At 43.9% G+C, this 26,779-nt stretch carries 20 protein-coding genes; 7 read left to right on the top strand and 13 right to left on the bottom strand.

The window, feature by feature from the left end:
* Positions 1–215: 215 nt before the first annotated feature.
* From ACT3QQ_RS07490 to ACT3QQ_RS07480, 3 genes are all read right to left on the bottom strand, one after another.
* Complete coding sequence (locus ACT3QQ_RS07490; protein WP_444521600.1) at positions 216–857, bottom strand: MarC family protein; 642 nt, start codon at positions 855–857, stop codon at positions 216–218.
* 327 nt (positions 858–1,184) lie between these two features.
* Positions 1,185–2,045, bottom strand: a complete 861-nt coding sequence (nadC, locus tag ACT3QQ_RS07485; RefSeq protein ID WP_444527506.1) for a carboxylating nicotinate-nucleotide diphosphorylase — start codon at positions 2,043–2,045, stop codon at positions 1,185–1,187.
* A gap of 162 nt (positions 2,046–2,207) precedes the next feature.
* Complete coding sequence (locus tag ACT3QQ_RS07480; RefSeq protein ID WP_444527505.1) at positions 2,208–3,239, bottom strand: NUDIX hydrolase; 1,032 nt, start codon at positions 3,237–3,239, stop codon at positions 2,208–2,210.
* A 351-nt stretch (positions 3,240–3,590) separates the two neighbouring features.
* On the opposite strand from ACT3QQ_RS07480, the gene nadA reads away from it, so the two are divergent.
* From nadA to ACT3QQ_RS07465, 3 genes are all read left to right on the top strand, one after another.
* Entirely contained in the window at positions 3,591–4,730 is a 1,140-nt protein-coding gene (gene nadA, locus ACT3QQ_RS07475; RefSeq protein WP_444527504.1) for a quinolinate synthase NadA, read from the top strand.
* Positions 4,731–4,800: 70 nt separating this feature from the next.
* On the top strand, positions 4,801–6,711 hold the full coding sequence (gene nadB / locus ACT3QQ_RS07470; protein ID WP_444527503.1) for an L-aspartate oxidase: 1,911 nt from the start codon (positions 4,801–4,803) through the stop codon (positions 6,709–6,711).
* Between the two features lie 136 nt (positions 6,712–6,847).
* The gene (locus tag ACT3QQ_RS07465) at positions 6,848–7,741 is read left to right on the top strand and encodes a phosphatidate cytidylyltransferase (RefSeq protein ID WP_444527502.1); all 894 of its coding nucleotides are present in this window, start codon (positions 6,848–6,850) and stop codon (positions 7,739–7,741) included.
* Between the two features lie 143 nt (positions 7,742–7,884).
* Here ACT3QQ_RS07465 and ACT3QQ_RS07460 read toward each other — a convergent pair whose 3' ends face one another.
* From ACT3QQ_RS07460 to ACT3QQ_RS07450, 3 genes are read right to left on the bottom strand one after another with little or no spacing between them, the layout of a single operon-like run.
* Positions 7,885–8,715 (bottom strand): SDR family NAD(P)-dependent oxidoreductase, encoded by an 831-nt coding sequence (locus ACT3QQ_RS07460; protein WP_444527501.1) that lies wholly within the window; start codon positions 8,713–8,715, stop codon positions 7,885–7,887.
* On the bottom strand, positions 8,712–9,980 hold the full coding sequence (locus ACT3QQ_RS07455) for a patatin-like phospholipase family protein (protein WP_444527500.1): 1,269 nt from the start codon (positions 9,978–9,980) through the stop codon (positions 8,712–8,714). The genes ACT3QQ_RS07460 and ACT3QQ_RS07455 overlap by 4 nt, the downstream gene beginning before the upstream one ends.
* Positions 9,981–12,692, bottom strand: coding sequence for an alpha/beta fold hydrolase (locus ACT3QQ_RS07450; protein ID WP_444527499.1), 2,712 nt, complete (start codon positions 12,690–12,692; stop codon positions 9,981–9,983). It abuts the gene before it with no gap.
* 265 nt (positions 12,693–12,957) lie between these two features.
* Here ACT3QQ_RS07450 and ACT3QQ_RS07445 point away from each other — a divergent pair, with 265 nt between their 5' ends.
* The gene (locus ACT3QQ_RS07445; protein WP_444527498.1) at positions 12,958–13,869 is read left to right on the top strand and encodes a lysine exporter LysO family protein; all 912 of its coding nucleotides are present in this window, start codon (positions 12,958–12,960) and stop codon (positions 13,867–13,869) included.
* A gap of 4 nt (positions 13,870–13,873) precedes the next feature.
* Here the strand turns inward: ACT3QQ_RS07445 and ACT3QQ_RS07440 are convergent, their stop codons facing one another.
* Both ACT3QQ_RS07440 and ACT3QQ_RS07435 read right to left on the bottom strand, forming a co-directional pair.
* Complete coding sequence (locus tag ACT3QQ_RS07440; RefSeq protein WP_444527497.1) at positions 13,874–15,157, bottom strand: FAD-dependent monooxygenase; 1,284 nt, start codon at positions 15,155–15,157, stop codon at positions 13,874–13,876.
* Positions 15,158–15,323: 166 nt separating this feature from the next.
* Positions 15,324–16,631 (bottom strand): UbiH/UbiF/VisC/COQ6 family ubiquinone biosynthesis hydroxylase, encoded by a 1,308-nt coding sequence (locus ACT3QQ_RS07435; protein WP_444527496.1) that lies wholly within the window; start codon positions 16,629–16,631, stop codon positions 15,324–15,326.
* 612 nt (positions 16,632–17,243) lie between these two features.
* On the opposite strand from ACT3QQ_RS07435, the gene ACT3QQ_RS07430 reads away from it, so the two are divergent.
* On the top strand, positions 17,244–18,338 hold the full coding sequence (locus ACT3QQ_RS07430; protein WP_444521634.1) for a PhoH family protein: 1,095 nt from the start codon (positions 17,244–17,246) through the stop codon (positions 18,336–18,338).
* Between the two features lie 293 nt (positions 18,339–18,631).
* Positions 18,632–19,231, top strand: a complete 600-nt coding sequence (gene ybeY / locus ACT3QQ_RS07425) for an rRNA maturation RNase YbeY (protein WP_444523344.1) — start codon at positions 18,632–18,634, stop codon at positions 19,229–19,231.
* A gap of 51 nt (positions 19,232–19,282) precedes the next feature.
* Here ybeY and ACT3QQ_RS07420 read toward each other — a convergent pair whose 3' ends face one another.
* Together ACT3QQ_RS07420 and ACT3QQ_RS07415 are read right to left on the bottom strand one after the other, a co-directional pair.
* Positions 19,283–20,173, bottom strand: a complete 891-nt coding sequence (locus tag ACT3QQ_RS07420) for a mechanosensitive ion channel family protein (RefSeq protein WP_444527495.1) — start codon at positions 20,171–20,173, stop codon at positions 19,283–19,285.
* 139 nt (positions 20,174–20,312) lie between these two features.
* Complete coding sequence (locus tag ACT3QQ_RS07415; RefSeq protein WP_444527494.1) at positions 20,313–21,200, bottom strand: energy transducer TonB; 888 nt, start codon at positions 21,198–21,200, stop codon at positions 20,313–20,315.
* A 567-nt stretch (positions 21,201–21,767) separates the two neighbouring features.
* On the opposite strand from ACT3QQ_RS07415, the gene ACT3QQ_RS07410 reads away from it, so the two are divergent.
* Positions 21,768–22,547 (top strand): hypothetical protein, encoded by a 780-nt coding sequence (locus ACT3QQ_RS07410; RefSeq protein WP_444527493.1) that lies wholly within the window; start codon positions 21,768–21,770, stop codon positions 22,545–22,547.
* Positions 22,548–22,647: 100 nt separating this feature from the next.
* Here ACT3QQ_RS07410 and ACT3QQ_RS07405 read toward each other — a convergent pair whose 3' ends face one another.
* From ACT3QQ_RS07405 to nuoM, 3 genes are all read right to left on the bottom strand, one after another.
* Positions 22,648–23,475 (bottom strand): ferredoxin--NADP reductase, encoded by an 828-nt coding sequence (locus ACT3QQ_RS07405; RefSeq protein WP_444527492.1) that lies wholly within the window; start codon positions 23,473–23,475, stop codon positions 22,648–22,650.
* A gap of 195 nt (positions 23,476–23,670) precedes the next feature.
* Positions 23,671–25,149 carry an NADH-quinone oxidoreductase subunit N gene (locus tag ACT3QQ_RS07400; RefSeq protein ID WP_444527491.1) on the bottom strand — a complete coding sequence of 493 codons (1,479 nt, stop codon included), beginning with the start codon at positions 25,147–25,149 and terminating at the stop codon, positions 23,671–23,673.
* 3 nt (positions 25,150–25,152) lie between these two features.
* The gene (nuoM, locus tag ACT3QQ_RS07395) at positions 25,153–26,778 is read right to left on the bottom strand and encodes an NADH-quinone oxidoreductase subunit M (RefSeq protein ID WP_444527490.1); all 1,626 of its coding nucleotides are present in this window, start codon (positions 26,776–26,778) and stop codon (positions 25,153–25,155) included.
* Position 26,779: the final 1 nt, after the last annotated feature.

The following is a 26,779-nucleotide window of genomic DNA, read 5'->3' as shown; positions in this document are numbered from 1 at the left end:
TTATAAAAAAACCAAATACATCTAAATGTACTTGGTTTTTTTAAATAGACACTAGAGCGTGTATAGAATTCAAATAATGAGTAATCAAATATAAGTACAAGTTAGGATAATAGCTTTATCTTAATGACCAGCTACTCCAAAACTATGCTGATGTGCTTTAACAACAAAATAGCGGCATAAGCAACAGAGAGTTGAGGCCTAGAACAGAAAATCTGTTATACCACACTAGGAAATAAAGTGCGTATCGCACCTACAATAATTTCGATAGAAACGGCTGCCAATAGCATACCCATGATTCGGCTCATGATGTTCAAGCCAGTATCACCTAATAAGCGGCTAATACGACCTGCCGCCATTAATGCTAAATAACAAAATAAGCTGATAAATAATCCAGCTATCAATATAGCAGATACCTGCAAAACACCAGAAACTTGAGAAGAATAAATAATAACTGTGGAGATACCACCAGGTCCAATCATCATTGGAATAGCCAAAGGAACCACGGCAGCTGCCATTGAAACTGGCGAATCTTGTACGTGATCGACATCGAAATTTTCTTGATCGGGCTTAACTGGATTGCCATCACCATTCATCATATTAAGGGCAATTAGAAATACTAGGATACCACCAGCCAGCTGAAACGAACCAATTGAAATACCGAGTGCGTTTAGTAACACCTCACCTGCCACAGTAAAAAAGCTGATAGTGATAAAAATCGTCAAGCAGGCAACACGCGCAACCTTGCGTCGATTATTCATTGAATAACCGCGGGTCAAATCCAAAAATAACGTCAAGGCGCTAAAGGGATTAATCAATACCAAAAAGGCCAAGATTATCTTAATGATTTCAGTATTCACTGAGCGCTCGCTTGTTTATTAATACCGCTTGTGCAAAAAGATAAGGTCATCGTGCGAGTGCAACGATGACCCAATACCGGACTAAACAATACCTGATTGAAAATAGCATTGTAGCTTATATTGTAACATAGGCAGATAAGCTAATAAAATCATTAACTTTGCGCCGTTATGCCTATATATCACCTTAGTAGACCTTCAGCGTAGAAAAAGCCTCTAACAGGTTTTTAGTATAAGCTGTCATTATAAATTACCGCTTTATTATCTTGGTGATAATCCTTCCGATAAAATCGAGCGCTGTAGTACTATTAGCCTTTATTACCTCTGTCCTTATGCACTAAAATCTAGCCCAATATCCAAGGCTGTCGTACTGTGCGTCAAATAGCCCATCGCGATAAAATCAACCCCTGTACTTGCGGCTGCTTGTACCGTTTCAGGCGTGATACCACCTGAGGCTTCAGTCTTTGCTCGACCCTGACACATAGCAACCGCTTGCGACAATGTTTCAGGGGACATATTGTCTAATAGCACTAAACTCACACCTGCATCGAGCGCCTGCTCTAATTGCTCTAGCGTATCGACTTCAACTTCAATAGGAATCAGATGCCCAGCAAATTTCTGTGCTTGCTGAATGGCCGTTTTGATGTCACCAGCAATAGCAATGTGGTTGTCTTTAATTAAAATCGCATCATCCAATCCCAAGCGATGATTGCGCCCGCCGCCGCAGCGTACGGCGTACTTTTGTACAATACGTAAGCCTGGAATAGTCTTACGCGTACAAGTAATTTGCGCAGGATATTGCGCCACACTATCGACAATTTTACGGGTCGCTGTCGCAATACCACTGAGATGCGTCATAAAGTTCAGTGCTGTGCGTTCTGCCGTCAATAAGTGACGCGCGTTACCTTTTACAGTAGCTAGCACTGCTCCAGCCTCTACTGTTTCGCCATCCTGTACTTGGGCAATAAACTCAATTTGTGCATCGACCAAGGCAAAAGACAACCGTGCCAAATTGATACCACATATCACGCCTGCTTGCCGCGCCTTGATCTGTAACTGCGCTTGCATATCAGCTGGAATAGTGGCTTGCGACGTTACATCACCACGCCTACCCAAGTCTTCAATCAGTGCGTTCTCAACCAATGGCTTAAGCAATACGTTATCCAATGCTGGCTCTTTTTCAGTTGTCATCTGTGACCCTTATCTAGGCATGATATTGATAGAAACTGCTCGTTATTTAAACTCAAAATGAGCATAAATATAACGCAAAGTTATCAGCCCTGCAAGGGAAGATGACATATTTCTTATTTTGCTAGCAACTTTCGAGTATGAGATATTATTGGACGCTCATCGTTATTTGCGTTTAGGAAGCTTACTATCCATCAACAAACTCTGTAGCTCAATATCATGGCGGAAGCGATATAGCTTGGCAGGACGACCTCGTTGAGCACTGCTACTCTCACCTGTCTCCATCACTAGATTTTGTGAATCGAGCAATCGACGAAAATTTTGCTTGTGCAATCGCACGCCTGATAACGCCTCAACACTCTGCTGTAACTGTGATAGGGTAAAGACGTCTGGCATCAACCCAAAAATAAGCGGCCTATATTCAATCTTCGCGCGAAGTCTTGAGATAGCAGTAGCAATCACGCGACGGTGATCGTAATACATGGGCACACCTATGCGTTGCGACCAGTCCTTTGGCAAGTCAACGACTTGATAGTTAGCTGGATAATTAGGGGCTTCGGGTATCAGACCTGCTTCATAAAGCATCTCATAACGCAGTAACACATGCTCTGCAATCCACTCTCTACTTTCGTTATCGTGTTCCTTGACTGATTGACTGTCTGTCGATTTATCACCTGCCAAAAACGCTTCGTCCAGCCCCCAACATAAGCCAATGCGTTGACGCCTGCGCTGTTGAACGATTGAGTCGGTGGCAGTATTAGCCCATTCGAGTAGCGCTGGCACGATAAAGTCCATAATAATACTGGGCATACCGTTCAGATGATTTTCCCACGGGAAGTAATCATACCAGTCTCGCCATAGTGCTTTGCTTTGGAGCGACTGCGTTTGCGTCTCTTGCACCAAACCCAAATAACTCACATACACCAATGCATGGCCATCGATATTGCGCCTATTGGTATCCACAAAGGTATACAACTGCTCCAGATATCCCAGCGGTTGCTGCGTCTGCTCTTCTACCCATTGACGTACGCCCGCTTGCAGCGAACGATGTAGCGGCATAAGTGGCCCATTTGGCAACAGCTTGCCTTGGTCAACGGTTAGAACGCGCGCGATATGGTCTGTGATAGCGACCAATACGGCGACCACTTCTGTCGTGCCGCTACCTTGCTGGTGCGCATGTGAATAAGACAACGTCATGGCTTTGGGGATTATCCTTTTTCTCTGAACTATAAATAGCTATCAGGGTCAATAGCTGTGGTACCGCTTAGTATAACTTGAATCTAAAACTATCATAGTCTGTGGTTGTAAGTATGAAAAACCAATATTGATTAAGAGGCATGAATTGGCACCATTCTTAAGCCTAATATGACTTAACTACACGTCACTTCAGGCACTAAAACCTAACCTTCTGACTTTTTAAGTATAAAAAACCACTTGTAATTATACTCAAAATGAGCATAATTAAGATAACTTATAAATTTATTATGTCTGATTACCTACTTTTTAGTACACACATTTATCGTTATTGCACCAACAAAGGCTGCCATTATGAAAAAATATCCTTACGACGCACCTATCATGAGGGCGGACAATCGCATCGCCACTCAGATGAACATTGAATATGCCAAGGCTAAAATGCCAGCAGCCTTGCCTCGCACTGAACGCATCGTGGTCGAAGAAAATATTAAGAAGCTACTTAAAGAGAATAATGCCGTACTGGTAGCACACTACTATGTCGATCCTTTTATCCAAGACTTGGCATTAGCAACCGGCGGCTGTGTTGGTGACTCACTGGAAATGGCACGTTTTGGACAAGCTCATAGCGCGCAGACTTTGGTTGTCGCTGGTGTGCGCTTTATGGGTGAATCAGCAAAGATATTGAGCATGGAAAAGACCGTACTCATGCCAGATTTGGAAGCAGAATGCTCGCTTGACTTGGGCTGCCCTGCTGACGAGTTTTCAGCATTTTGTGATGCTCATCCTGAGCGTACCGTAGTCGTCTACGCCAATACTAGCGCCGCGGTAAAAGCGAGAGCTGATTGGGTTGTCACCTCATCTGTCGGTATCGATATTGTTCGCCACTTACAGGCCCAAGGCGAACCTATTATTTGGGGACCTGACCGTCATTTGGGCAAATACATCGCTCGTGAGACTGGCGCCGATATGCTGCTCTGGCAGGGTTCTTGTTTAGTACATAATGAATTCAAAGCCACTGAATTGATGCAACTAAAAGAGGAACATCCAGAGGCTAAAGTATTGGTACATCCAGAGTCACCTGATAGCGTGGTGGCACTCGCTGATGTGGTCGGCTCGACTAGCAAGCTTTTACAATCAACGTATGAGATGGATGCCGATACCTTTATTGTCGCAACTGACTTAGGTATCTTGCACGAAATGCAAAAACGCTCACCAAACAAGTGCTTTTTGGCCGCACCTACTGCTGGTGAGAGTGCAAGCTGTAAGAGCTGTGCGTTTTGTCCTTGGATGGCAATGAATGGTCTAAAGGGTATTGAACAATGCTTAACCAATAAAAGCGGTGAAGTGCTAATGACACCTGAGCTGGCGACTGCAGCCAAAAAACCATTACAACGGATGCTCGATTTTGCTGAAGCACAAAAACAACGTGTAGCCGCTAGTGGCGACATTGTAAAAGATCGTGCGCTGTTCGCTAATGTTGGGGCAGCCTAGTATGAGTCAGTCGCATTCAGTTGATTGTTCCATCTCCACTAGCTATGTAAATAATAGGAGCAGCAATGATATGAGTAATATTATAAAAACTGACGTTCTTATTATTGGCGCAGGACTGGCTGGTTTAAGCACTGCGCTATCACTACCAAAATCACTAAGCATCATGGTACTGAGCAAAGCAGCTCTGGAGGTTTGCTCAAGTCATTATGCGCAGGGCGGTATTGCAGCCAGTTTGGATGACACTGACTCAGTTGCCGACCATATTAGCGATACGCTGATCGCTGGCGCAGGATTATGTGCGGCTGACAATACTGACCGTATCTTAGGTGCGGGACAGCAAGCGGTGCAATGGCTATGCGAGCAAGGCGTGCCATTTACTCAAACAATTTTAACTAAAGAAAATGATAATACACCTGATTTTTCAGACTCAAAAACCAGTGATTTACACTTGACCAAAGAAGGCGGTCATGGCTGTAGACGAGTCGCCCACGCTGAGGATGCAACGGGTCGACACGTGATGGATGCCTTAACTACCAAAGCACAGACTGCAACCAATATCACTATCTTGCCTTATCATGAAGCATTAGAGTTACTGACTTCACCTATGATTGGCAACTCTTCTTTTAGCATGAACGATAGCAAGATTAAACATTGCCGAGGGGCGCTGGTCTTTGATCATATCAATGAGCGTCAACTCACCATTCATAGTTCAGCTGTCGTACTCGCTAGTGGTGGCTTAGGTCAATTATTTAAACGTGCCAGCGCGCCTAATGTCTGTGTCGGTGATGGCGTTATGATGGCATGGCAGGCAGGCTGCCGCTTAGCAAATTTAGAATTCATTCAGTTTCACCCAACAGGTCTGGCATTAGGTGATAGCAGCTTTTTGATATCTGAAGCGTTACGCGGTGAAGGTGGGCGACTCTATTGTCCGCAGACAGGCAAACGTTTTATGCTCGAGATTGATGAGCGCGCAGAGTTGGCGCCACGAGATATCGTCGCTCGGGCAATAGCCAATCAGATTGATAACAACGGACTTGGCTACGTACACCTTGATGTCAGTCACTTACCAGCCGCATTTATACAAGCACATTTCCCGCAGATTTATCAAACACTGCTAGCACTCGGTATCGATATGACGACAGACCCTATTCCGGTCGCTCCTACCGCCCACTATAGTTGTGGTGGCGTAGTGACTTGCGCCAATGGCTTAACCGACGTCGTAGGACTATATGCAGCAGGCGAAGTTGCTTATACAGGGTTGCATGGGGCCAATCGCTTGGCAAGTAATTCATTGTTGGAGTGTGTGGTAGTTGGTCGCAACATCGCCGCTAATTTGCCTCGTTACTTAACAAAATTGGAACGCTTAAAGAATTTAGAAATCTTAGAGAAAACAGCTGAAGCTTTAGAGAAAATGGTTCAGGCGCATACGTCTGCCTATCATAAAATGTATCAGTTAGCTGCCGATATTTGGCAATTTCCGACACTAGAAAACACTCAATTTGTCATCTTGCCCTCTTCCAAGCAGTCATCGTATCCAACTTATAAGGCTGATACAACACTTCATTCTGACGTAGGTATTGCAGAGATAACGATAGCATTGAAAGCTCTTTTGACAGCCAATATGGGCATCACACGTAGTGCAAAACAGTTAGAGCAAGCATTGCGGCAAATTGAGCAGTGGCAAGAGTCAATCGAACATACTGAAACCATGCTATCTGATATGAGCAGTAAAGCCCCTACTACTAAAAGTGAGATTGCCGTTTTTCAATTGGCGAGGCAATTAAAGTTAGCAACGATGATTGTTCAATCGGCTTACCAGCGTTTTGAGAGTCGCGGTGGGCATTACCGTGAGGATTATCCTAACTTAGCTGAAACGCCTTTAACCAGTATCATTTTGCCATGGAAAAACGCTACGCTTGGTTCCATGAATCGCATCACAGAAAACGAGCGGCTATCAATACTTGTTACTGACCATATTTAAGCCTACGACAAACAATAGCTAAACCTATTAAGGGCGATATCCGACACTATAGCTTCTAATACTATAGTTAAAGAAGCATTTAAGCTATCATTATGGATAGACTTAAAATATTACCTCTTCTTTGAGTGTCCACGGTATGGCTTCTGATATTGTGTTTGTGATTGCCCTGATGATAACCGTGAGCTTGGCTTGGAGTGTACTTGCCGTACCTTGTCTGCGCAGACGCTTGCCAAAAATCTACCTGATCGCCCGCTCGTGGTGGTTGATGTTAGCCGCGCTCTGTACTTGCTATGTGATTGCAAAATTAACAAACGATACGCAAGACTCTTATTCGCAAGCATATCCCTATCAATGGCTACTCATTTTATTTTTTATATTAATTGGTCTACGCGGCAGCTACGAGATTAAACGCTTATGGTGTTTGCATAGTAAAGCCGCGCTCATTCATAAACTCCAAGCGCAAGGCTTACAGATAAGTACACCCCTGCTACCAAAAACCTTTCTCAATCCGACTCAGCACTATACGCGACTCAACTCCTTAGATCTGCTACTGAGTGCTGCCTTCATCTTACTCATCATTAGTCTTATCACATTGCAGCAATTGACATGGCAACGTGAGCAATATGGCGTATTGCTGTTTGTACTATTTGCCAGTCAATTCAACGATATTGCTCAATATCTATGTGGACGATTGCTAGGCCGGAAATGGTTTAAACGAGGACTTGCCCCAACCGTTAGCCCAAACAAAAGCATTGAAGGCGCTGTTTTTGGCAGTTTGTGTGCGGCTATATTGGCTTCGTTTCTAGGATTATTGCTCACGCCTTTTAGCTGGTGGGTTTGCTTACTGGCAGCCTACAGCTTGGCAGTGAGCGGTATTGCCGGGGATTTATTAGAATCAGCATTTAAACGCCAACATGGGGTAAAAGATACTGGCACGATGCTGGCTGGACATGGCGGCGTATTAGATCGGGTGGATAGCTTACTAATTGGAGTGCCGTTATTTACCTTGTTCTACTGGATATTTGGGTGAGCAGTCTGTTTTTGATGACAGTTACTTCGCTATATAACTATTACAGCGTTAACCTCGTCTGCAGTATTAGATATACATCTACACTCGCTTGCCTTGTATTACTTTTAAATTGATTGATTAATTGACGATAAAGCAATGCTTGGTTAAGCAGGCTTATCTAGCTTACTGCGTAATATCCAGTTGAGTAATGGCTTAGGTAAGTGGTTTAGCGTGCGAGTAATGTAGCGCATCGATTTTGGAAACACGGCCAACTCAACATCATCGTCAATCGCTTTCATGATATTTATTACCGCTGTTTGCGTACTCATAATAAATGGCTTATGACTGGCATCACCGTCGTTCAAATCACGCAGCGCTTGGGTATCGATATAACCTGAAGCAATGCAGGTCACTTGAATATTATAAGGGTCAAGCGCTAATCGATAAGCACTGGCCGTCGCTATCATCGCGCGTTTACTTTTGGCATAAAGACTGGCATAAGGATAATCGAGCGTACCCGCAATGGATGCCAAGCAAATAAGGCTTGGCTTAAGATTATCGGTGCCTTTGCTCTTAGTAACAGCAAGCGACTGGCTTTGCTGCTTTAACTGAGTGCTGGCCCAGCTAAATACCTGCTCAAACGCTTGCAGATTAATCGCCAACATCTTATCGCTGTCTGCTTGATTCAACTGATGCGTACGCTCATTGGTATAGCTGCCCGCACTATAAACCAGTCTATCAAAGCGTGTGCTCGATAATTTCTCTAGTAAATTTTTTATTTGAGTATCATCAGTCAGCTCGCAAACATAGCTCTGAATAGTCGGATACTGGCTGTTAAGATGCTCTATCTTTGTCATGCGCCGCCCAACCACACTCACCTGCCAGCCAAGCTGCAAATGATGCACAGCCAGTTCCAAACCAACCCCACCTGTACCGCCTATAACTATAAGATGCGGCGCGTGGTTTTGGGTAGTATCTTCTGCATGAGTTGTCATAATTTATGCTGCTGTATGTAATCGGCCGTACGCTGATGGCCATACTGCCATTGCGCCTGCATTTGCTGCACAAACCCACCATAGTCAGCGTGTATCAGCTCGACGGTCATTTGCTGTAGATTAAACCGCTTTTGCACATTTTTCCCCGTCAGCTGCTGGGCATTATCGGCAAATGGTAGCCAATGAGGCGGTGCAGGTTTTGACGATGTGGATTTGGACAATGCCACTTTCGATTGATAACTATGTACTGCGGCCAACCGCGCATTTGGGTCAAAACCAAAAACCCGTTTAATGGCAGGGGCCGCAAGCCATGCATCATAACCATCCTTGGTCTCTGCAAATACCGTTTTCGCCAACTGACAGGCCAGCTCAATAGGTGTAAGGTTAATAACCCCGCCCAAGCACCAGCCAAGCTCTGTAATATGGATAGGCGGTAAATAATACATATCCGCCATAGAGGCACGAACCACTGACTGAATATCCCATTGGGTCAGAAGCTTAACAGGGGGATGTATCCGCTCATTGGCAAAGCTATGCGTCGGTGATGTCATGCGCTCGGTAGGCAGGTCTGATAGATACTCTGCCAAAAGCGGTGGCGCAAATAATAACTCTTGCAGCTTTACATGGTGATTATTGGCGGACGTATCAGTCCGGCTGCTATTAGCCAAGTTACTATTAGCCAAGTTATTATTCAATAAATCGCTATCCGCAGATGCTGAATACAGGCGGCTCGCGATAATGGCTATCTCTGGCGTTGTGTGATTCGCGTTAAAGTCATTATGTCTATTGATATTATGCCTATTGATAGAGACACCAGCCAGCTCATCAAGCCATTGCCCCTCATCATCAATACGGAACATCGCCAATTGTTGCAGCTCATCTAGGAGTCGCGCATAGCTGTCTGCTTGCCGATGCCGCTGAGCTTTGGACGATTGATAGGATAATGACAAACCTAAACGTTTGAGCGCATGCGTTATATAACGCATTTTTGCACACCTGTTGGCCTCATCAGGGGTAACATGGCGAATCGCTTTGATAACTGAATACAGCTCGCGGCTGCACATCAGCGCCTGCAAGTCCTTAGGATCAGATGCAAGCTGTACTAGATAAGCAGACAAACTGCCACCGCAAGTACCCACGATAATATCTGGTGCCAAATCATGCTCGACCAATGCCGCATAACTGCCCAAATAATAGCCAAAACGTGAGCCGCCTCCAGAAAAGAGCTGTACACGCTCGTAGGGTTTAACCTGCCGACTATTCATCTATGACTCATCATTAGCTAGCGGGGTTTTGATCGCTAATGACACGGTAAAGATACCAAAACGATCGATACGCATAGCAACCTTTTTGAAGCCAGCACGCTCAACCAGTTGATCCATTTCCGCTTGTGAGCGACAGCGCATTACCCAACTGCTACCACGATGGTTGTTTAAGGTTTTACTAATAAACTCCTGTTCAGGGTGCCACGGTTGGTTGGTATAAATCAGATAACCATTTGCTTTTAAGCTGTCATAAATACCTGCCAATGCCGTCGCTGGTAGCGTATTATCAGAAAACAGTTCAAACACGCCTGAGCTGATGGCAATATCAAAACCTTTATCGACCTTACTGCTGCTCGTCTTCTCTACTTGCTGATAACTGGCTGCGTCAAACGCATCCTTTTGACAGGCAGTGACTCGATTAGTAATGGCTAAATTAGAGGCTTTCGCTTGCAGTGCTTGGATATTATGCATCTCATAATCTCGTAGCTCCGCATGCAAATCGGTAAACTCAGTCAATAAGTCAAACGCATAAAAACCATGGCCACTGGCGATATCGAGTAGTTTTGGTTGATATGGTTTGGTAGCATTTTGGTTTTTGTCTTTAATATCTGCGAGCGCTAAACGTGCCAGCTCCAGAATATGCGCGCGGCGTATACGAATACCTTGCCAACCGATATTGTTTAAATAAAACTTATCTACTGCATGTCCAAATTTATTTTGACCACTTGGCTGATTATAATAAACATGATCAAGCGAGTGGCCCGAATCAAACCCATGCTCAAGCCCTGTAGCAATCGCGTCGCTGACATGACCGAATTTCTGCATCGCAAAACGAGTAATAGCAAAGCTCGGATTAAATGGCTTAATCGCTAAGCGGTCTACCTTGTCTTTACTGGCGCTATTCAAATGCGCGGTACTCAAATCAGGCGCTTGTACTGGCGCGGCAAACACCTGCTCAGCAAAATCTATGCAGTCGGCAAACACATCTGCCTTATTGGTTTCGTGAAAGATTGCGTGATAACTGTCTGGGTATAGTTTCCAGCGTTTGGTCGGTGTGTTTATCGCTTCATAAAACGTGCGTTCAGCCTGCTTATCGACCACGTAATCCTTACCTGCGCACAGTACGAACGTCGGCACAGTGATAGCCCCTGCATCATCAAGCAAACGCTGACCTGTGGCATGAGTATCAATCAATAAGTCAGTCGAAATACTGTTCGATATCAATGGATCCGCATTGTAGGCTTGCTGCGCGTCTTTATCATGGGTCAGCACTTGTGCTTTGACATAACTGCTGACACGTGACATCAGACCCAGCGTACGTGCCACCTTTAGTGACGGTATCGCAAAGGGCATGTACAAGCGAATGCTTAGCGCAGGCGTACCGAGTATCATACCGCGAATATTGGGCGCATAATCATGCACCCATGCTGCCGCCAGTACCGCACCGATACTACTGGCGACGATTAGGGTATCTTCGATAGCAATGCCAGTTTGCCCGATGACCAGTTGTACAAATCCGTCTAAATCTCTCTCTAGTTCAGTGACGCTCTCGGCATGGTCTTTGATACCGCCTGAGCGACCATTACCGCGCGCATCCCATGCAAACACTTGATAGCCCGCTGCTGCAAACTGCTGTCCTAGCTCGGCTAATCGGCCCGAATGCTCATGGCCACGATGTAATAAAATCACTTGGCGTAACGGCTGAGCGGCTTTTTTAATCGTTGATTTTTGCATATCTACTAATGGCATTGTGAGCCAATAGCGATAATAAATAGCCGTGCCATCATAAGCGTTGTAGCAACTTTCACCATTTATGATTTCACTATTGATAACTGTGGGTGAAGGCTGCTCCAAATTAACACTGGCCTGTTCTTTTATTTTTTGATTATTAACCGAGGTGGTTGGCATTTCTTTGAGCTCCAGTGGGTAAGCGTTGTCATTAGAATTATTTGGTAAAGCAGTATCACGAAATGAAGCGGTATTGATAGATAGTGAGTTGTTTTTCGACTTACGCGTTACTGATCGAAGTGTTGGCGGCTGATGCATCAAATATAGGTTTGCCATATAGCGTATACGATTTAAGCATGTTTTGAGTAGGAGTGCTTCGGTCAATATGAATAGCGGTATGATTTTAAAATGAGAGAGTGATAACGGCAGCTTACTCCCCATAAAAGCACCAAGCACACCCAGCACTAACGCGCGGTCACTTTTGCCCAAAGGCCCTTGGTTCGCCCTAACCCCTAGTATCGTATTGCTAGCGATACCGAGCAGTTCGGTACCAACACTCAATGCCACCATGCTACTAATATGCCGCTGAGTGGTTAGTGACTTACTCGTGCCAGTCTGTCGTTCAGAATTCATCTGTAAGCCATGCTGAGTAACGTGAGGAGCCAAACTGGCAATGAGAGCCGTATCAGCAACAATATCACCCATTTCATTGAGCACTGCGCCCAGCGTCGATGCTTGGCCATGCTCACGCGCCATCATGCCGTCGATGGCATTGAGTGCCATCCGTACAAACAATGATGAAGGTAATAGCAGCCACAACCTCTGCTGTTCAGCTGCTGGCTTAGCAATTATATAGGCAGTGCCGACGCTCAATAAAACAGCGGATACCGTCACTTGATTAGCGGTAACATTTTGCTCAACCAGCGTATTGCTTATCGGACGTAGTTGATTTTGAAACTGAGTTTTAAACTGATATAGCGACATGAGTCTAGCCAAATATTTTCAGTACTTTAATGTAGCAACAAAAGTTTATAAGGTAAAGAATTACAGAATGCTCAAAAACGTTCAAATAGTTTAAAAAAGGTATTTACTGTCATCATTGTAATCATCCAACTTTTCCTATTTTAGTCAACAACGACCAATGATTTACAATGAATCTCAGTGGCTCATATCAGTATTGCTAACCTTATATGGTACAATCTTCAGCTTCTTAAAAAAGCCTTATAAAAAACGCTGCGAGCCCTTCATCATGCAAAGCCTAGTCACCCTTGTTCTGGTATTAATGCCAATGTTTATTGGCTTTGCCATTCCTTCTAACCCTACTATGACAAAACTGGCAGACAAAGGTTTGTCATATTTAGTATTTATCATCCTAGCATTGATCGGGATTGAGCTGTCTCAGGTAGAAGGCTTAGGTAGTCAGGTTGGTGAAATTGTTCTATATGTCACTGTCCTATCAATACTGACGATTGGCACAGGATTGTTTTCGCTTATGGTGTTTGACCATCTGCGACCATGGCATGCCAAAAAACCAAGCGTAAAATCTAAAGAACATCAGGTGAGCATTCGAGGTAGCTTAGCACAAGTCGTTTGTGTGGTGATTGGGATGGTGATTGGCTATTTCTTGCCTGCTGATTATATGCCGCCTGAAAACTCTATGACCGTCATGTTGATGATTTTGATTTTACTGGTCGGTATAGGCTTAAAAGGTTCGGGCATCACGTTAAAAGAAGTGCTGCTCAATAAACGCGGCGTTGAGATGAGTGTCATCTTTACGCTAGCAGTATTGGCAGGCGGGCTTATTTTCGCGCTACTATTTACGGATGTATCATGGACAAAAGGCTTAGCACTATCGTCAGGGTTTGGTTGGTACTCGCTCTCAGCGATTGTCATGACCGACGCTTATGGCGCGGTTTGGGGCAGTGTCGCGTTATTTAACGACTTAGTACGTGAGTTCTTTGCATTAATCTTTATTCCAGTATTTATGCGCAAATACCCTTCCGCTGCGGTTGGGCTTGGTGGCGCGACCAGTTTAGACTTTACCTTGCCTATCATCCAGCAGTCAGGTGGTCTAAAAGTCGTGCCACTAGCGATTAGCTTTGGCTTCTTAATTAATATTGTCTCGCCAGTGCTGATGGTGTTTTTCTCAGCGTTGGGGTAGTTGTTTAAACCCCACTCGCCTGCTTAGCAAACAAACGCATCAACGGCTTGATTTTGCTAACACGGTACATGCCCTCATTACGTATCTGCTGCACGGGACGCATTTGAGCAAGCGACCCTGCAAATAACCAGTTAAGCGCAGAAAAACTATGCATCATCATGCTATTATGCGGGCGACGCGAACGCTCATAATGACGTAGCGTTTGATTGTTGCCCCAAAGCGTACTGCCACTACGGGCAAAGTCATGCATCAGCTGCTCACATAGCACCTTCACATCGAGCATACCAAGGTTCAGCCCTTGACCCGCCAGTGGATGTACGCCATGAGCAGCATCACCGATGAGCACTAAGTTGTCAGCCACGTAGCTTTTCGCTTGCTGTGCCGATAATGGAAAACTAGCGATAGACTCAATCTGATTGATCGCACCCAGCTCGTAATTGCTGGCAGCTGCTAACTTATCAGCGATAAAGCGATCTTCTTCCTCTATCAACGCCAATGCTTGATTACGTGGCAATGTCCATACAATAGACTGCCAATGCTGCGGGTTTTCTTGATCAGCATCGGTTATATCTGCTAATGGCAATAGTGCTAGTGTACCCGTCGGTAGCATGGCTTGACGTGCAGTTGCCTGATGCGGCTTCTCGGTCTGAATCGCACAGCAGATGGCAGTTTGACTATAGTCTAACGTATCTACTCCAATTCCTGCTTGCTGACGTACAAATGAGCCGCGCCCATCAGCGCCAACTAATAGACGCGTATCAATCGCTTCGCCACTGTCTAAAGTCACACGGTAGCCTTGCTGCGCCCCCAGCCAATCCATATTGACAACTTTATGACCAGCGATAAGGGTTAGATAGTCACTGACATCATCTTCATGTAAACGCTGCCACAGTGCGTGCTCGATGACAGCTGGCTCTACCATACTACCTAATAATGTAGGTGCATGATTTTTGCTACTATTATCCTCGCCGCCAATATCTTCACTTTCGCCAAACAATAACTCACCCATACCATTTAGCTGCCATACCTGCATTTGTGAGTAGTCTGCTTTGCGATTGGATGTGGCAATATGTTGCCACGCACCAACATCTTTCAACAAATTAATGCTGGCCATACTGAGGGCATAGACACGTGCATCACGTTTGCTAAGTACGTTTTGCCAAGCTGATTCATCACGCGCAGGACAGGCATCAATCAATGTCACTGGCATTTTATCTTGCGCCAGCTTTAGAGCAAGCGTCGCCCCAACGATACCACTACCGATAATCAACGTATGGTTGTTTTTCATAAGGTGTCTCTCAATATTGCTCAATATTAGAATAATTATTATCAATCTTAACTATATATAATTGATTCAGTTTAAAAGAGAGACAATGCAACCGAGTGCAGATGTATAGGCAATACTTCAAGCGAGGTTAACGCTGTCACTCTTTTAAAGAGGATTAGCTATAGCACTATGACTTTAGACCCATCGCATAAGTGGCGACTAGTGGTTTAATATTTGGCAACTTATCAAAGGCCAACAACGCCATGTTTCGCGCCAGCTTAATCGCTGGATTAGGATGGGTAAAACCATGTACTACCGCATCACAGAATCGAATCACTCGTTTCTGGTCGGTCTGACGTGCTTTCTCATAACGCTTTAATAACTGAGCATCACCGATATCTTCACCTTTAAGCACTTGTGTATTCAGCATTTGTGCCAATACATGTGCATCTCGCATACAAAGATTAAAGCCTTGACCAGCGACAGGATGTAAAGTGTGAGCGGCATTACCCATAATGACGCAGCGCCCTTCTACTTGCTTATCCGCTAGTACGCGGGTCAATGGATAGGCGCCGCGGCGACCAGCAGCGACAAACTTGCCAGCACGTTGCCCAAACGCTTGCTGTAACGTCTGCAAGAAATGGTCGTCGTCTTCCAGATACCTAGTTTCTTCGCCCTTTGGACAGACCCAGACGACCGAGCGTCTATAACCGTTTTGATATTCATTATTGCCATCACCTTCTGGGTCAGTCAGCGGTAGCACAGCAAGTGGGCCAGCTGGACTAAAACGCTCAATCGCTGCATGCTCATGTGGCGTATCTGTCTCTACTACCCCGACGATGGCCGTTTGCTGATAGTCATACGTGGTCGTACTGATATCTAGCAGTTGACGTACTGTAGAGTCGCGCCCATCGCAAGCGACTAATACGCTAGCTTGTAGCTGCTGCTCGTTTTCTGATTCATCATTATAGTTAAAACTAAGTGTCACACTATCGGCCTGCTGTTGGACCGTCGTTACATTGGCATTATCTATCAAGGTGATTAATGGCTCTTGCTGCGCGGCTAATAAGAGCTTTCGACCCAGCCAAGCGTTTTCGATGACCTGTCCAAATGATTCAACGCGCTCTTCTGCTTTATTCAGCTGCGCGCGTCCAAAACTACCCTGCTCACTAATCTGTACGGTATCGATACGACAAGCATGGCTCTGTAATTCATCCCACAGTCCAATCTCTTGATATATCTGTACCGTACGCCGTGATAATGCGGTATTGCGACTGTCTAAATAATGGCTGCGAGTACTATCATCCGTTGGACTGATGGCTGGATAGCTGTTTTTTTCTAATAAGGTACTTGCTATACCGTGGTGAGCCAATAGCAATGCAAAAGATAAACCAACATGACCACCACCTGCGATAAGCACTTGCTGATCGGTGATTGCTTCTTTCTTTTTAGATATGTTGTCAGAATTGGATAAATGTGAATCAGTATCTTGCATTTTTATTTTCCTATTATAATTTTTTAGACAAGCGTTTGATTAGTGATAGATAACCGCTTGCCACTGATTTTATTTTATAATTTTTATCATGTTACTGCAGTTATTAGATGGATTGCAGCAAACCATGGTATAGCCCATAGATTACCACAAATTGTCTATTATGCCGTGGCCTTAACCGTAGACAAATCGTTTCTTTACCATCATCGAGAACGAGGTTTATATTCATAAAACTTAAAAATCTTAATCTTATTAAAGTATTATCAAACAACTGATAGCGATGAATTATATAGAACTGTTAGCAACATTGAATCGATTTACAGAAAGTCGCTGTAGCAGTTGCAATCAGCATACAAAAACAGTGTCATCTACCTAGATGTATGGCTTGAAATTTAAAAATTCTCTACCATAATGAAGGCAAGACTTTTATTACTTTCATTTACTACCTTCCACAAAAACAATAATAATACCGCCGTCATTTTTATTATCTAAAATTTTTCAACACCCAAAACACTGTAACGCCACTAACTATTTTATCTCTGCAACCCGTCACGCCATTAAAACCAAACTATAGCGTTGGGTACACAATAAAAGGATAATCGCTTGACTGATTCCATGAGCCGCCGTATAAAGTTTGAATCATTGACTCCAGCACAGCTAAAAACCGTGCTTGGTGAATACAACAACCACATGAAATACATCCAAGAACGTCTCGATATTAAAATCATGCAGCGCCACGGCGATTTTTGCCTGAGTGGCGATGTGACTAATGTCGAACGCGGTGAACGTATCATCTACAAAATGGTAGATGAAGCCCAGAACACCAAAGACATCAGTGCAGAGGAACTGCATCTCATCATCCAATCTAGTATCTCTCGTGATGAAGACATCGAAGAAGATGAGCAAGAAGGTCATGATGATATGGAATACGATGAAGACTTGGATGAGGCTAGCGAGTTTACGCCCATCAGTTTGCGTACGCGCAAGGGTCGCATCGTTCCACGCGGTGGCAACCAACAGCGCTACGTAAGAAACGTCCTAAGCTCTGATGTATCATTTGGTATTGGGCCTGCTGGTACGGGTAAAACCTATCTAGCGGTAGCTTGCGCCGTGGATATGCTTGAACGTAATGAGATTGAACGTATTTTGCTGGTACGTCCAGCGGTAGAAGCTGGCGAAAAGCTAGGCTTCTTACCAGGTGATTTGACTCAGAAAATTGACCCATACTTACGCCCATTATATGACGCACTCTATGAGATGATCGGCTTTGAAAAAGTGGGTAAAATGATTGAGCGTCAGATTATTGAAATCGCGCCACTTGCTTATATGCGTGGTCGTACTTTGAATAACTCATTTGTCATTTTAGATGAAGCACAGAACACCACGCCTGAACAGATGAAAATGTTTTTGACACGCTTGGGCTTTGGCTCACGTGCGGTCATCACTGGTGATATTACTCAGGTTGATTTGCCACGTGGTCATAAATCAGGCTTGGCTCAGGCGATGGATATCTTGAGTGGAATTGAAGAGATTCATATCACAAAGTTTGACTCAAAAGATGTGGTGCGACATCAGTTGGTACAACAAATTGTCGAAGCCTATGATGTGTTTGATGAAGAACAACTGGCACTACAAGAAAAACGTAAGTTTGAACGCATGAAAGAACAAGAGCGTAAGCAAGCAGTCGCTAATGCAGCAGCCAGTTTGTAATAATCCAGCTAACAACTGGATTACAGACATTCGCTATAAGCACTTATCTTGTATAAGAAAACCGGATTACTAACAGTAGTCCGGTTTTTTCTTACCAATAGTTTGTTGGATTTAGCTCTTTCACTACTAGTAGCCTACCAGCAACTTAGCTATAGTAGCCTTTATATATTAGCCAAGAACTTAGCAATGAAATAGCCAGTTATTAAGCTACTCATATGGCAAAAAAAGCTGGTAAGTAACCCAAACGATGCAACCTGAAAAACGTATTTATTTATAATAAAAAGGACAACAACATGAGCCAACCTGACAACATCAATATTGATGACAAGATCGCTAGCAACTATGCCAACTTAGCAGCACTTGATATCAGTGCGACCGATAGTATTAATGATGAGATCTTAGATACTTTTTATAATCGTGAGCGTCTGCTGTCAGTCATGATGGCGACTTTAGATTATATAGATAATCGTATTAATAATGGTCTGACCCTACCCTATTTTGCAGATATTGATTCTGAGCAATGGCAAGAAAAGTCCAAAACATTGGATATATATATTACTGATGAAGTCGAAGGTCGTGCATTAAATTTAGAAGCACGTGGTAAGGACTATGCGACTAATATTTTGTCTTATCCAAGTGAACTACCTGCCACTATCATTGAGCTGATGCCAACGTTGCCTCTTGGAGAGCTGATTATATGTCACGAAGTGATGGTACGTGAAGCGGCTGAACAGGACAAAACCGTGGCGCAGCACATTAGCCATTTACTGGTACATGGCGTGCTACACCTATTGGGTTTTGATCATGAGCTTGGACAGGCTGAGCAAGATGAAATGGAAACGTTTGAGATTGCCATTCTAAAAAATCTTGCGCTGCCAAATCCTTATTTATGATTGTTGAGGCTGTTTGTTTTACTTGATCTGTTAACTCACAAGCTGCGCATTTTAGGCATTATTATCTTTGTCTAAAGAAGGTAATGGCGCTGGTGACTGGTCTTTATTGCCCATCAACATATCCAATCCTTTAACATGTACACTGCGCTGCGGGAATGGAATATCAATTTTATTATCATCAAGGGCATATTTGAATTGCTCTAACAAATCACACTGCATGCTCCACCAATCGTCATTTGTGGTCCAAACATTGAGCGTTAGGTCGACTGAATTGTCACCCAGGTTAGTAACTCGAACAATAGGTGCTGGATCAGCGAATGACAATGGATTATCAGTAGCCAGTTTAATCATAATATCTTTAGCTGTTTTAATATCAGCGTCATAACCAATACCAAGCGTGATATCGACACGGCGATTGGGCAGCGAGCTATAATTGACAGTAGCACTGGTGGTGATATCACCGTTTGGAATAATAATATCGTGATTGGTGGTGGTTGTTAGATGCGTATTAACTAGGCTGATTTCACTTACCGTCCCTGTGTGACCCAATATCTGCACATAGTCACCGCGTACAAACGGGCGAAACGTCACAATCATAATACCAGCAGCAAAATTCGATAGCTGATCTTTCAGTGACAAACCAATGGCAACGGCAGCACCACCTAAGATCGCGACGACAGAGGTAGTCTGCACGCCGACTTTACTAAGTGCAGCTAAGACCACCACAACCAGTAGTACGCCATACAATAGCCGACTTAAAAAGCTGGCAACTGTCTGATCCAAATGACTACGCGTCATCAGTCGATCAGAAAAAGAGACTGCCTTTTTGGCAAGCCAACGCCCAACGATAAATATAATTATTGCTAAAGCGACTTTAATGACCAGCTCTAAAGCGTTGCTCGTTAAAGTCGCGACATCTACGGTAAAACCTAAAAATTCCATAATGACTCTTTATTTTATAGCGGTGTGTTATGAGTTTTGATATCTGTACTTATAAAACATAGTGCGTTGTTTTTAACAGCTGTATTTTCATTGACTTTATTTTAAGTAAATTTATTCTTAGTACTTGTATAGGTTAACCTTAATACGTTACTTCAACCGTATCACTATAGCGGTACGTACGTATCAAGCGCAGCTCGACGATATCGCTCATATCTTCAGTGAATTTACCAAAGGGTGCAGCTTGTCGTACCGACTGCTTAGCAGCTTCATCCAATATCGTAGAGTTCGAGCTTTCAAGCAAGCGAATGGCTTTGATATTGCCATCGTTACTGATGATCACCATTAACCGCACCTCACCCGTGATACCTTGAACGCGTGCTTGCACAGGATAATGCAAGTTGCCCACTCGCTCGACATGCTCGCGGAATGTATTAATATAATCTGCTGCCGCACCCCGCGTGGTCGAATTACTATCCATCGTCACGACTTTGGATTTGGTTGCATAGACCTGCTGACGCTGAGACAATTGAGCTTCTAAGGTTGCAATCTGCTTACGTAGTCGCTCTTCTTGCGCCATCGCATCATCTTGCGCTTGCTCGCTATCATTATCCGACTCTACCGTGGCTTGACGCCAGCTCAACGTCGTACGTAGATAACTTTCTTGGTAGCGCTGCTGACGAACTTGGCGCTGTAAGTTGATGATGTCTTGAGTCTCACTCATTTGCTCAGCAGACATTGCACTTAGCTGATTGTTCTCTTGTCTTAGCTGCTCTTCTATTGTACCACCGCCCTCTTGTGAAGCGTTGGCAATAAAGTGCGCATCTTCATTGGGCTGCATGTTGTCGGTCAGCGCCTTTGCCACGTCTTGCATCATGGCAGCTGGGTCTTTTCCCATGGAAAAGCCGATGCCGAAAATAATCAACACATGGACAGCTACCGCAATGATAATAGCGACAGGCAAGCTGATATTGCGCTTAGGAGCTTGCGCTGAAAAATGATAACTCTGTGAGTCTTTTATATAGGCCACAATGGATCTCAGATTGTGAGCATATCAATACAAGGCACCATTTAATCAGTATTGTAACGATAAGCAAGATTTATACTGGCGCTATCATAACATGACATAGAATTATGTCGCCAGTATCAACACTGCGGCGGCATTTTGACATCTGCCATGCAGGATTGGTAACCTTAGCCGCTGATTAATAGATATGCATTTGAGAACCTATAAGACAAACGAAACACTGTCTATACCAAATGAGTTGCTATAAAACGCACGTGTTCATTTTGAAGCCACTGTATTTGTTATATACTGCCTTAACACAATTGAATGGTTAGCATTGTGCATTGTGCATTGTGCATTGTCATAATCAGAACTGTGCATCGCCTTAGTTAAGCAGTTTAATAGACATAGATGCACTAGTATTAAAGGTGATTTTTTCGCTTTTGCTACCAGTATAAAAATTACTGTTGGTCGTAAAGATTTAGAAGTTATAGTGCATTTGCTTTCGTTTGGATTAACGATTGCCTGCAGATACTGTTTAGCCATTTTTACGTCACCGATTAAATGACGCGCCCTATAAGGATAATAAGTTTGAGTGACTTTGATAACGTGAATAATTCAGAAAATTTTGATGAGTTCTTCGAGAGTATTGGCTATCGTTTTGACGAGTCATTCGGCAGTGGTTGGGATCGTATCGCCCAATCGGTTAAAGATATCTATAACAAGACGACGGACAAGTTCGAGGATGAACTATCATTACCAGTAGCACAGACTTACGTTAATGATGCACTACAAAGGTTTGTCACCGATAATGTGAAAGCCATTTTAGAACTACGTGTCGAGATGCATGATGACTGGTTTCGTTTGTACTGCACTGTCAATGCAGGCGGTATCTATGCCGAGGTAGCAAGTAACTTTAGCTTAGTTCACGTTCAACTCGATCGCAATGTACAACGTTTTGTATTTGGTCAGCAAACTTATACCGATATACTAAATCTGCGCTGTGAATCTTTCGTGAAACGTCAAGGCATCAAACTGGCGATTTGGTTTTATCACAGTGTGCTCAAAAAAGACCCTTTAGGCTTTATTCTGTCGTACGTAAATATTGCTCGTGCAAAAGATGAGGTGATTTATCTTGATATCCATCGTTGGTTAAAAAATAATAAAAAAATCATAAGCACCTTGCATAAAGTGCAGATAAATTATGGTGAGCTAGAAGAAGAGCAAATGGTTTTAAAGGCTCAGATTAACTATCGCGATTTACTGGCTGCCAGCAGCAATGAAGATATCATCAGTGATGATGACGATCCTGAATTGATGCAAGGGCCTATCAATCCTGTAGATGATGCGACTGAACCAAGCCAAGAGTAAGTTGCTAATGCCTTATCCCATAAGACAATGTTTTATCCCATAAAAAAGCGCTGTATCTATAAGTCTTATAGATACAGCGCTTTTTTATTAAATCCAATAACTACCAGTAGTTCTCTACGGCAATATTACCCTCGCCGCGGCGATTCATTACCAGTCCTAATGTTTTTAACGCTTCTTTAGTATCTTCTACCATATCTGGATTACCACATAGCATGACATGGGTAGTATCAATGTCTAATGCGATTCCCGCGCGCTCTTGTAAGCTGCCTTCTAGCAGTAGCTTTGGCAGACGCTCTGATAATGTACCTTCGACAGGCTCACGAGTGACAATTGGTATAAAGATAAGCTTTGCTGGATTATCAACCAGCGTACCGAAGTCTTCTTGTAGGCGCTCAATTTTCTCAACGTAAGCCAGTTCATCGAGCGAGCGTGCGCTATAGGCCAATACGATGTGCTCGTAATCTTCCCATGTCTTTAAATCTTGTAGCATTGACAAAAACGGTGCTAAGCCAGTTCCTGTTGCTAGCAGCCATAAGTCTTTTGGCAATGGTTTTTGGTAACGCGCCAAAGTCAAAAACCCAAATGGCATGGTGTTGAGTAATAGCTCATCTCCTACTTGTAAGTGCTGCAATTGCGAGGTAAATGCACCGTCAGGAATCACAATAGAGAAAAACTCTATCACCTCATCAAAGGGCGAAGAAACAATCGAATACGCGCGAAAAACGTCTTCATTCAATGCGGTATCAGCAGTTTCATCACTTGCATCAGTCTGTTGATAATATTTCAATTGACTGGGATTGACGCCCAAACGCACAAACTGCCCTGCGGTAAACTTAAAACTGTCGGGACGGCTAACGGTAAAGCTAAATAGATTTGGCGTCCATGTGGTTTTACTGAGCACCGTTACTGTTTGAATATTATCACTCATAATTATTCGTCACTTATACTTTATGAAACTGTATTTTTATAAGATACCTTTGATAGGCAAAAAAAGATAAGTACCAACAAGGTAAGCATAAAAAAAAGATGCGCCAAGCTTATCATAAAGCTGGCGCATCTTGGTTTTTTAACCGTAACAACAGATAGGTCACAGCGACTTATCTGTCGTATTAATTCAGCGACATTACCAAATTCGAGCCAAACTTGCCCACTCAATCATACTATTTGGCAAGATACCAAAGAATAGAATAATCGCCGTCACAGCAATGATCATGATACCACCAGTACGAATACCCCATTGTCCAGACACATCAAACTCGATGAATTGCTTGGGACGTTTGAACAGCGTAAGTAAAACGCGTAAGTAGTAGAATAGACCAATCGCACTACCCAAGATAATCATCCCCGCCAAGAACCAATTGGTGCCTTGCACAGCAGCTAAGATGGCAAATAGTTTGGTGATAAAGCCTGCCGTCAACGGAATACCAGCCAATGACAACATCATGATAGTCATGACGGCGGTCAATACTGGACGACGCCAAAACAACCCTTGATAATGCGTCAACTCATCGGCTTCACCAGATAAGCGATATGGACTCGACATCAATGTCACTACACCAAAGGCACCGATAGAGGTAAAGGCATACACTGCCATATACATACTAGAGATACTATCAGCGGCTGAGCCAATACTGACAATCACGATCATCACGTAACCCATATGGGCAATAGATGAGTAACCGAGTAGACGCTTGAGACTGGTTTGACGTACTGCCAATAAGTTACCTACCAAGATAGATAAAGTTGCCATCACCATCAATAGCATTTGCACTGATGGTAGTGCTAGCAAAGCAGTATCGATTAAGAAACGTACTGCCAGTGCCATCATCGCCACTTTTGATACTGATGCTAAAAAGGTAGCGATAGGCGCTGGTGCACCTTCATAAATATCAGGCGTCCACATATGGAAAGGTGCAGCCGATAGTTTAAAGGCGATACCAAACATCATCATTGCCGCGCCCAATATCAGTAATGGCGACTCAAAGATATTTCCCAATGCCATACTGATTGGCTTAAATGCTAATGAGCCAACTTCTGCATAAATAAAGGCCATACCCATCAGTAACGTCGCTGATGCAGTCGCCGACAATACCAAGTACTTCAGACCCGACTCAAGTGACTGGTTGCGCATATAAGTATAAGCAAGCAAACCATATAGCGGTACTGACAGCATCTCTAGGCTCATAAAGAATGAGGCCATATGCTGCGCGCTTACCATTAGTAGTGCGCCAATGGTCGATAACAACATGAGCAAGTATAGCTCTTCTTTATTATCTTTGAGGTTGGCCAGATACGCATAAGACAGTGTACAACAAGCCAAGGCACAGATAAAAATCACTACCATATTAAACTGAGCAAAGTTGTCTATAACAAACAACTGCTCAGCGTTTGGTGCGATAGAGCCGCTTTCAATCACGCCGATCATCTGCCCGATGAGAGTAAACAAACCGACGTTTAAGCCTGCCACTGTAATCGTACCAGTGACCATGTGCGAGCGTTTAAATGTAATCGCGATCATAACCGTTAGTACCGTAATCACTACGGCGATAATCGGTGCGTAAGGCAACAATCCTATCAAATCATTCATCGTAATATCATTCATGACTTAACGTGCCTCCATTACATCAAGCAGATGCGACGCATCTACTTGTGTCACTTGACTGTATATATATGCGTTATTGATCCACTGCATCGCGTGACTTGAGGTATCAAGGAATGGCTGTGGATACAGTCCTAGCCATACCAAACCAGCAGCTAACATCAGTAGCAATGACAGCTCCCGCTTGCCCAAATCTTTTAATTTACGTGCAGGTAAGCCATGTGACTTAGTCTCTCGCTCTGCCAACGCTGCGATGTTGTTTTTACCAAATAGTGCGCGATGAATCAGAATTAGCGAATAAAGGCCTGCTAGTACCAAACTGAATGTCGCGAAAACCACAAACACTGGATACTGAGCAAATGAGCCAAATAGAATCATGAACTCGCCAATGAAGTTACCCGTACCTGGAATACCTAGTAGCGCGGCACAAAAGAACATCAATATCGGCGCGTAGTAACGGAACTGTCCCCACATACCACCCATCAAGGTCAAATCACGGGTATGCAGACGCTCATATAGCTGTCCTGCCATGATGAAGAGTGCAGCTGAACTCAAGCCATGAGCAAGCATCTGAATCATCAGACCTTGTAAGCTGAGTAATGTTCCGGCATAGATTGCCAATACCACAAAACCCATGTGCGAGATACTGGTATAAGCGAGCAGACGCTTCATATCTGTCTGCATAAACGCGAGCCATGCACCGTAAAAAATACCAATCGTACCTAAGGTAATCGCTATCGGCGCAAACTCTTGTGATGCTGCTGGAAATAGTGGCAACACAAAACGAATCAAACCATACGCAGCGGTTTTAATCAGTACACCTGCCAAATCCACAGAACCTGCCGTTGGTGCCTGCGCATGCGCATCTGGCAACCAGCCATGGAAAGGAATGATTGGCAACTTCACTGCAAAACCAATAAAGAAGCACAGCATGATTGGATATTCCCAGCCGCCAAGTGACGTACCGAGCAAGTCATTATAGTTAAAGCTCACCACCCCTTTTTGGGCGTAGCTGATAATGACCAATACCAAGATACCGATGAGCATGATAAGCCCAGACGCTTGGGTATAGATAAAGAACTTGGTTGCGGCATATTCTTTGGTTTTGCCTACCACATCATGACCCCAAATGGCGATCAAGAAATAGATAGGAACCAGCATCATCTCCCAAAAGAAGAAGAATAAGAATAGGTCAATCGCTAAGAAAACACCGATGACGCCGCCCAGACTCCATAGCAGGTTTAAATGGAAGAAACCAACACGGCGCTGAATCTCATTCCACGAGCAAGCAACAGCTGCCACACCAAGCAAACCTGTCAAAGCCACCATTAACAGCGACAAACCATCTAACGCTAAATGAAAGCTTATACCAAAGCTAGGTATCCACGGTACACTAAATTCTGCTACCCAAGGCACTGCAGCATCTGGCGCAATGACTTGCTTACTCATACCACTAAAGTCACCTTGCTGCCAAAGTAGTAATGACAAAGCAAAGGTCAACGTCATACCGATCAAGGCAATCCAGCGCGGCAGACGCTTATTAAATCGTTCTACCACCCAACATAGCAAACCTGCAATAAAAGGAATTGCGATTAATGCTGGTAGCATCCACGTTTGTTGTAACTCAATCATC

It is taken from the genome of Psychrobacter sp. AOP7-A1-24 (genome assembly GCF_052376235.1).
In the GTDB taxonomy this organism is placed as follows: Bacteria; Pseudomonadota; Gammaproteobacteria; order Pseudomonadales; family Moraxellaceae; genus Psychrobacter.
The sequence above is the reverse complement of the archived record's forward strand: the minus strand, read 5'-3'. Positions and strand labels throughout refer to the sequence as shown.

Coding starts and splice junctions, on each gene's coding strand:
- nadC (WP_444527506.1), bottom strand. CDS start 2,045: ATGACAACTGAAAAAGAGCCAGCATTGGATAACGTATTGCTTAAGCCA.
- nadB (WP_444527503.1), top strand. CDS start 4,801: ATGAGTAATATTATAAAAACTGACGTTCTTATTATTGGCGCAGGACTG.
- ACT3QQ_RS07455 (WP_444527500.1), bottom strand. CDS start 9,980: ATGAATAGTCGGCAGGTTAAACCCTACGAGCGTGTACAGCTCTTTTCT.
- ACT3QQ_RS07465 (WP_444527502.1), top strand. CDS start 6,848: ATGGCTTCTGATATTGTGTTTGTGATTGCCCTGATGATAACCGTGAGC.
- ACT3QQ_RS07430 (WP_444521634.1), top strand. CDS start 17,244: ATGAGCCGCCGTATAAAGTTTGAATCATTGACTCCAGCACAGCTAAAA.
- ACT3QQ_RS07420 (WP_444527495.1), bottom strand. CDS start 20,173: ATGGAATTTTTAGGTTTTACCGTAGATGTCGCGACTTTAACGAGCAAC.
- ACT3QQ_RS07480 (WP_444527505.1), bottom strand. CDS start 3,239: ATGACGTTGTCTTATTCACATGCGCACCAGCAAGGTAGCGGCACGACA.
- ACT3QQ_RS07445 (WP_444527498.1), top strand. CDS start 12,958: ATGCAAAGCCTAGTCACCCTTGTTCTGGTATTAATGCCAATGTTTATT.
- ACT3QQ_RS07400 (WP_444527491.1), bottom strand. CDS start 25,149: ATGAATGATATTACGATGAATGATTTGATAGGATTGTTGCCTTACGCA.
- ACT3QQ_RS07460 (WP_444527501.1), bottom strand. CDS start 8,715: ATGACAACTCATGCAGAAGATACTACCCAAAACCACGCGCCGCATCTT.
- ACT3QQ_RS07450 (WP_444527499.1), bottom strand. CDS start 12,692: ATGTCGCTATATCAGTTTAAAACTCAGTTTCAAAATCAACTACGTCCG.
- ACT3QQ_RS07405 (WP_444527492.1), bottom strand. CDS start 23,475: ATGAGTGATAATATTCAAACAGTAACGGTGCTCAGTAAAACCACATGG.
- ybeY (WP_444523344.1), top strand. CDS start 18,632: ATGAGCCAACCTGACAACATCAATATTGATGACAAGATCGCTAGCAAC.
- ACT3QQ_RS07435 (WP_444527496.1), bottom strand. CDS start 16,631: ATGCAAGATACTGATTCACATTTATCCAATTCTGACAACATATCTAAA.
- ACT3QQ_RS07440 (WP_444527497.1), bottom strand. CDS start 15,157: ATGAAAAACAACCATACGTTGATTATCGGTAGTGGTATCGTTGGGGCG.
- nuoM (WP_444527490.1), bottom strand. CDS start 26,778: ATGATTGAGTTACAACAAACGTGGATGCTACCAGCATTAATCGCAATT.
- nadA (WP_444527504.1), top strand. CDS start 3,591: ATGAAAAAATATCCTTACGACGCACCTATCATGAGGGCGGACAATCGC.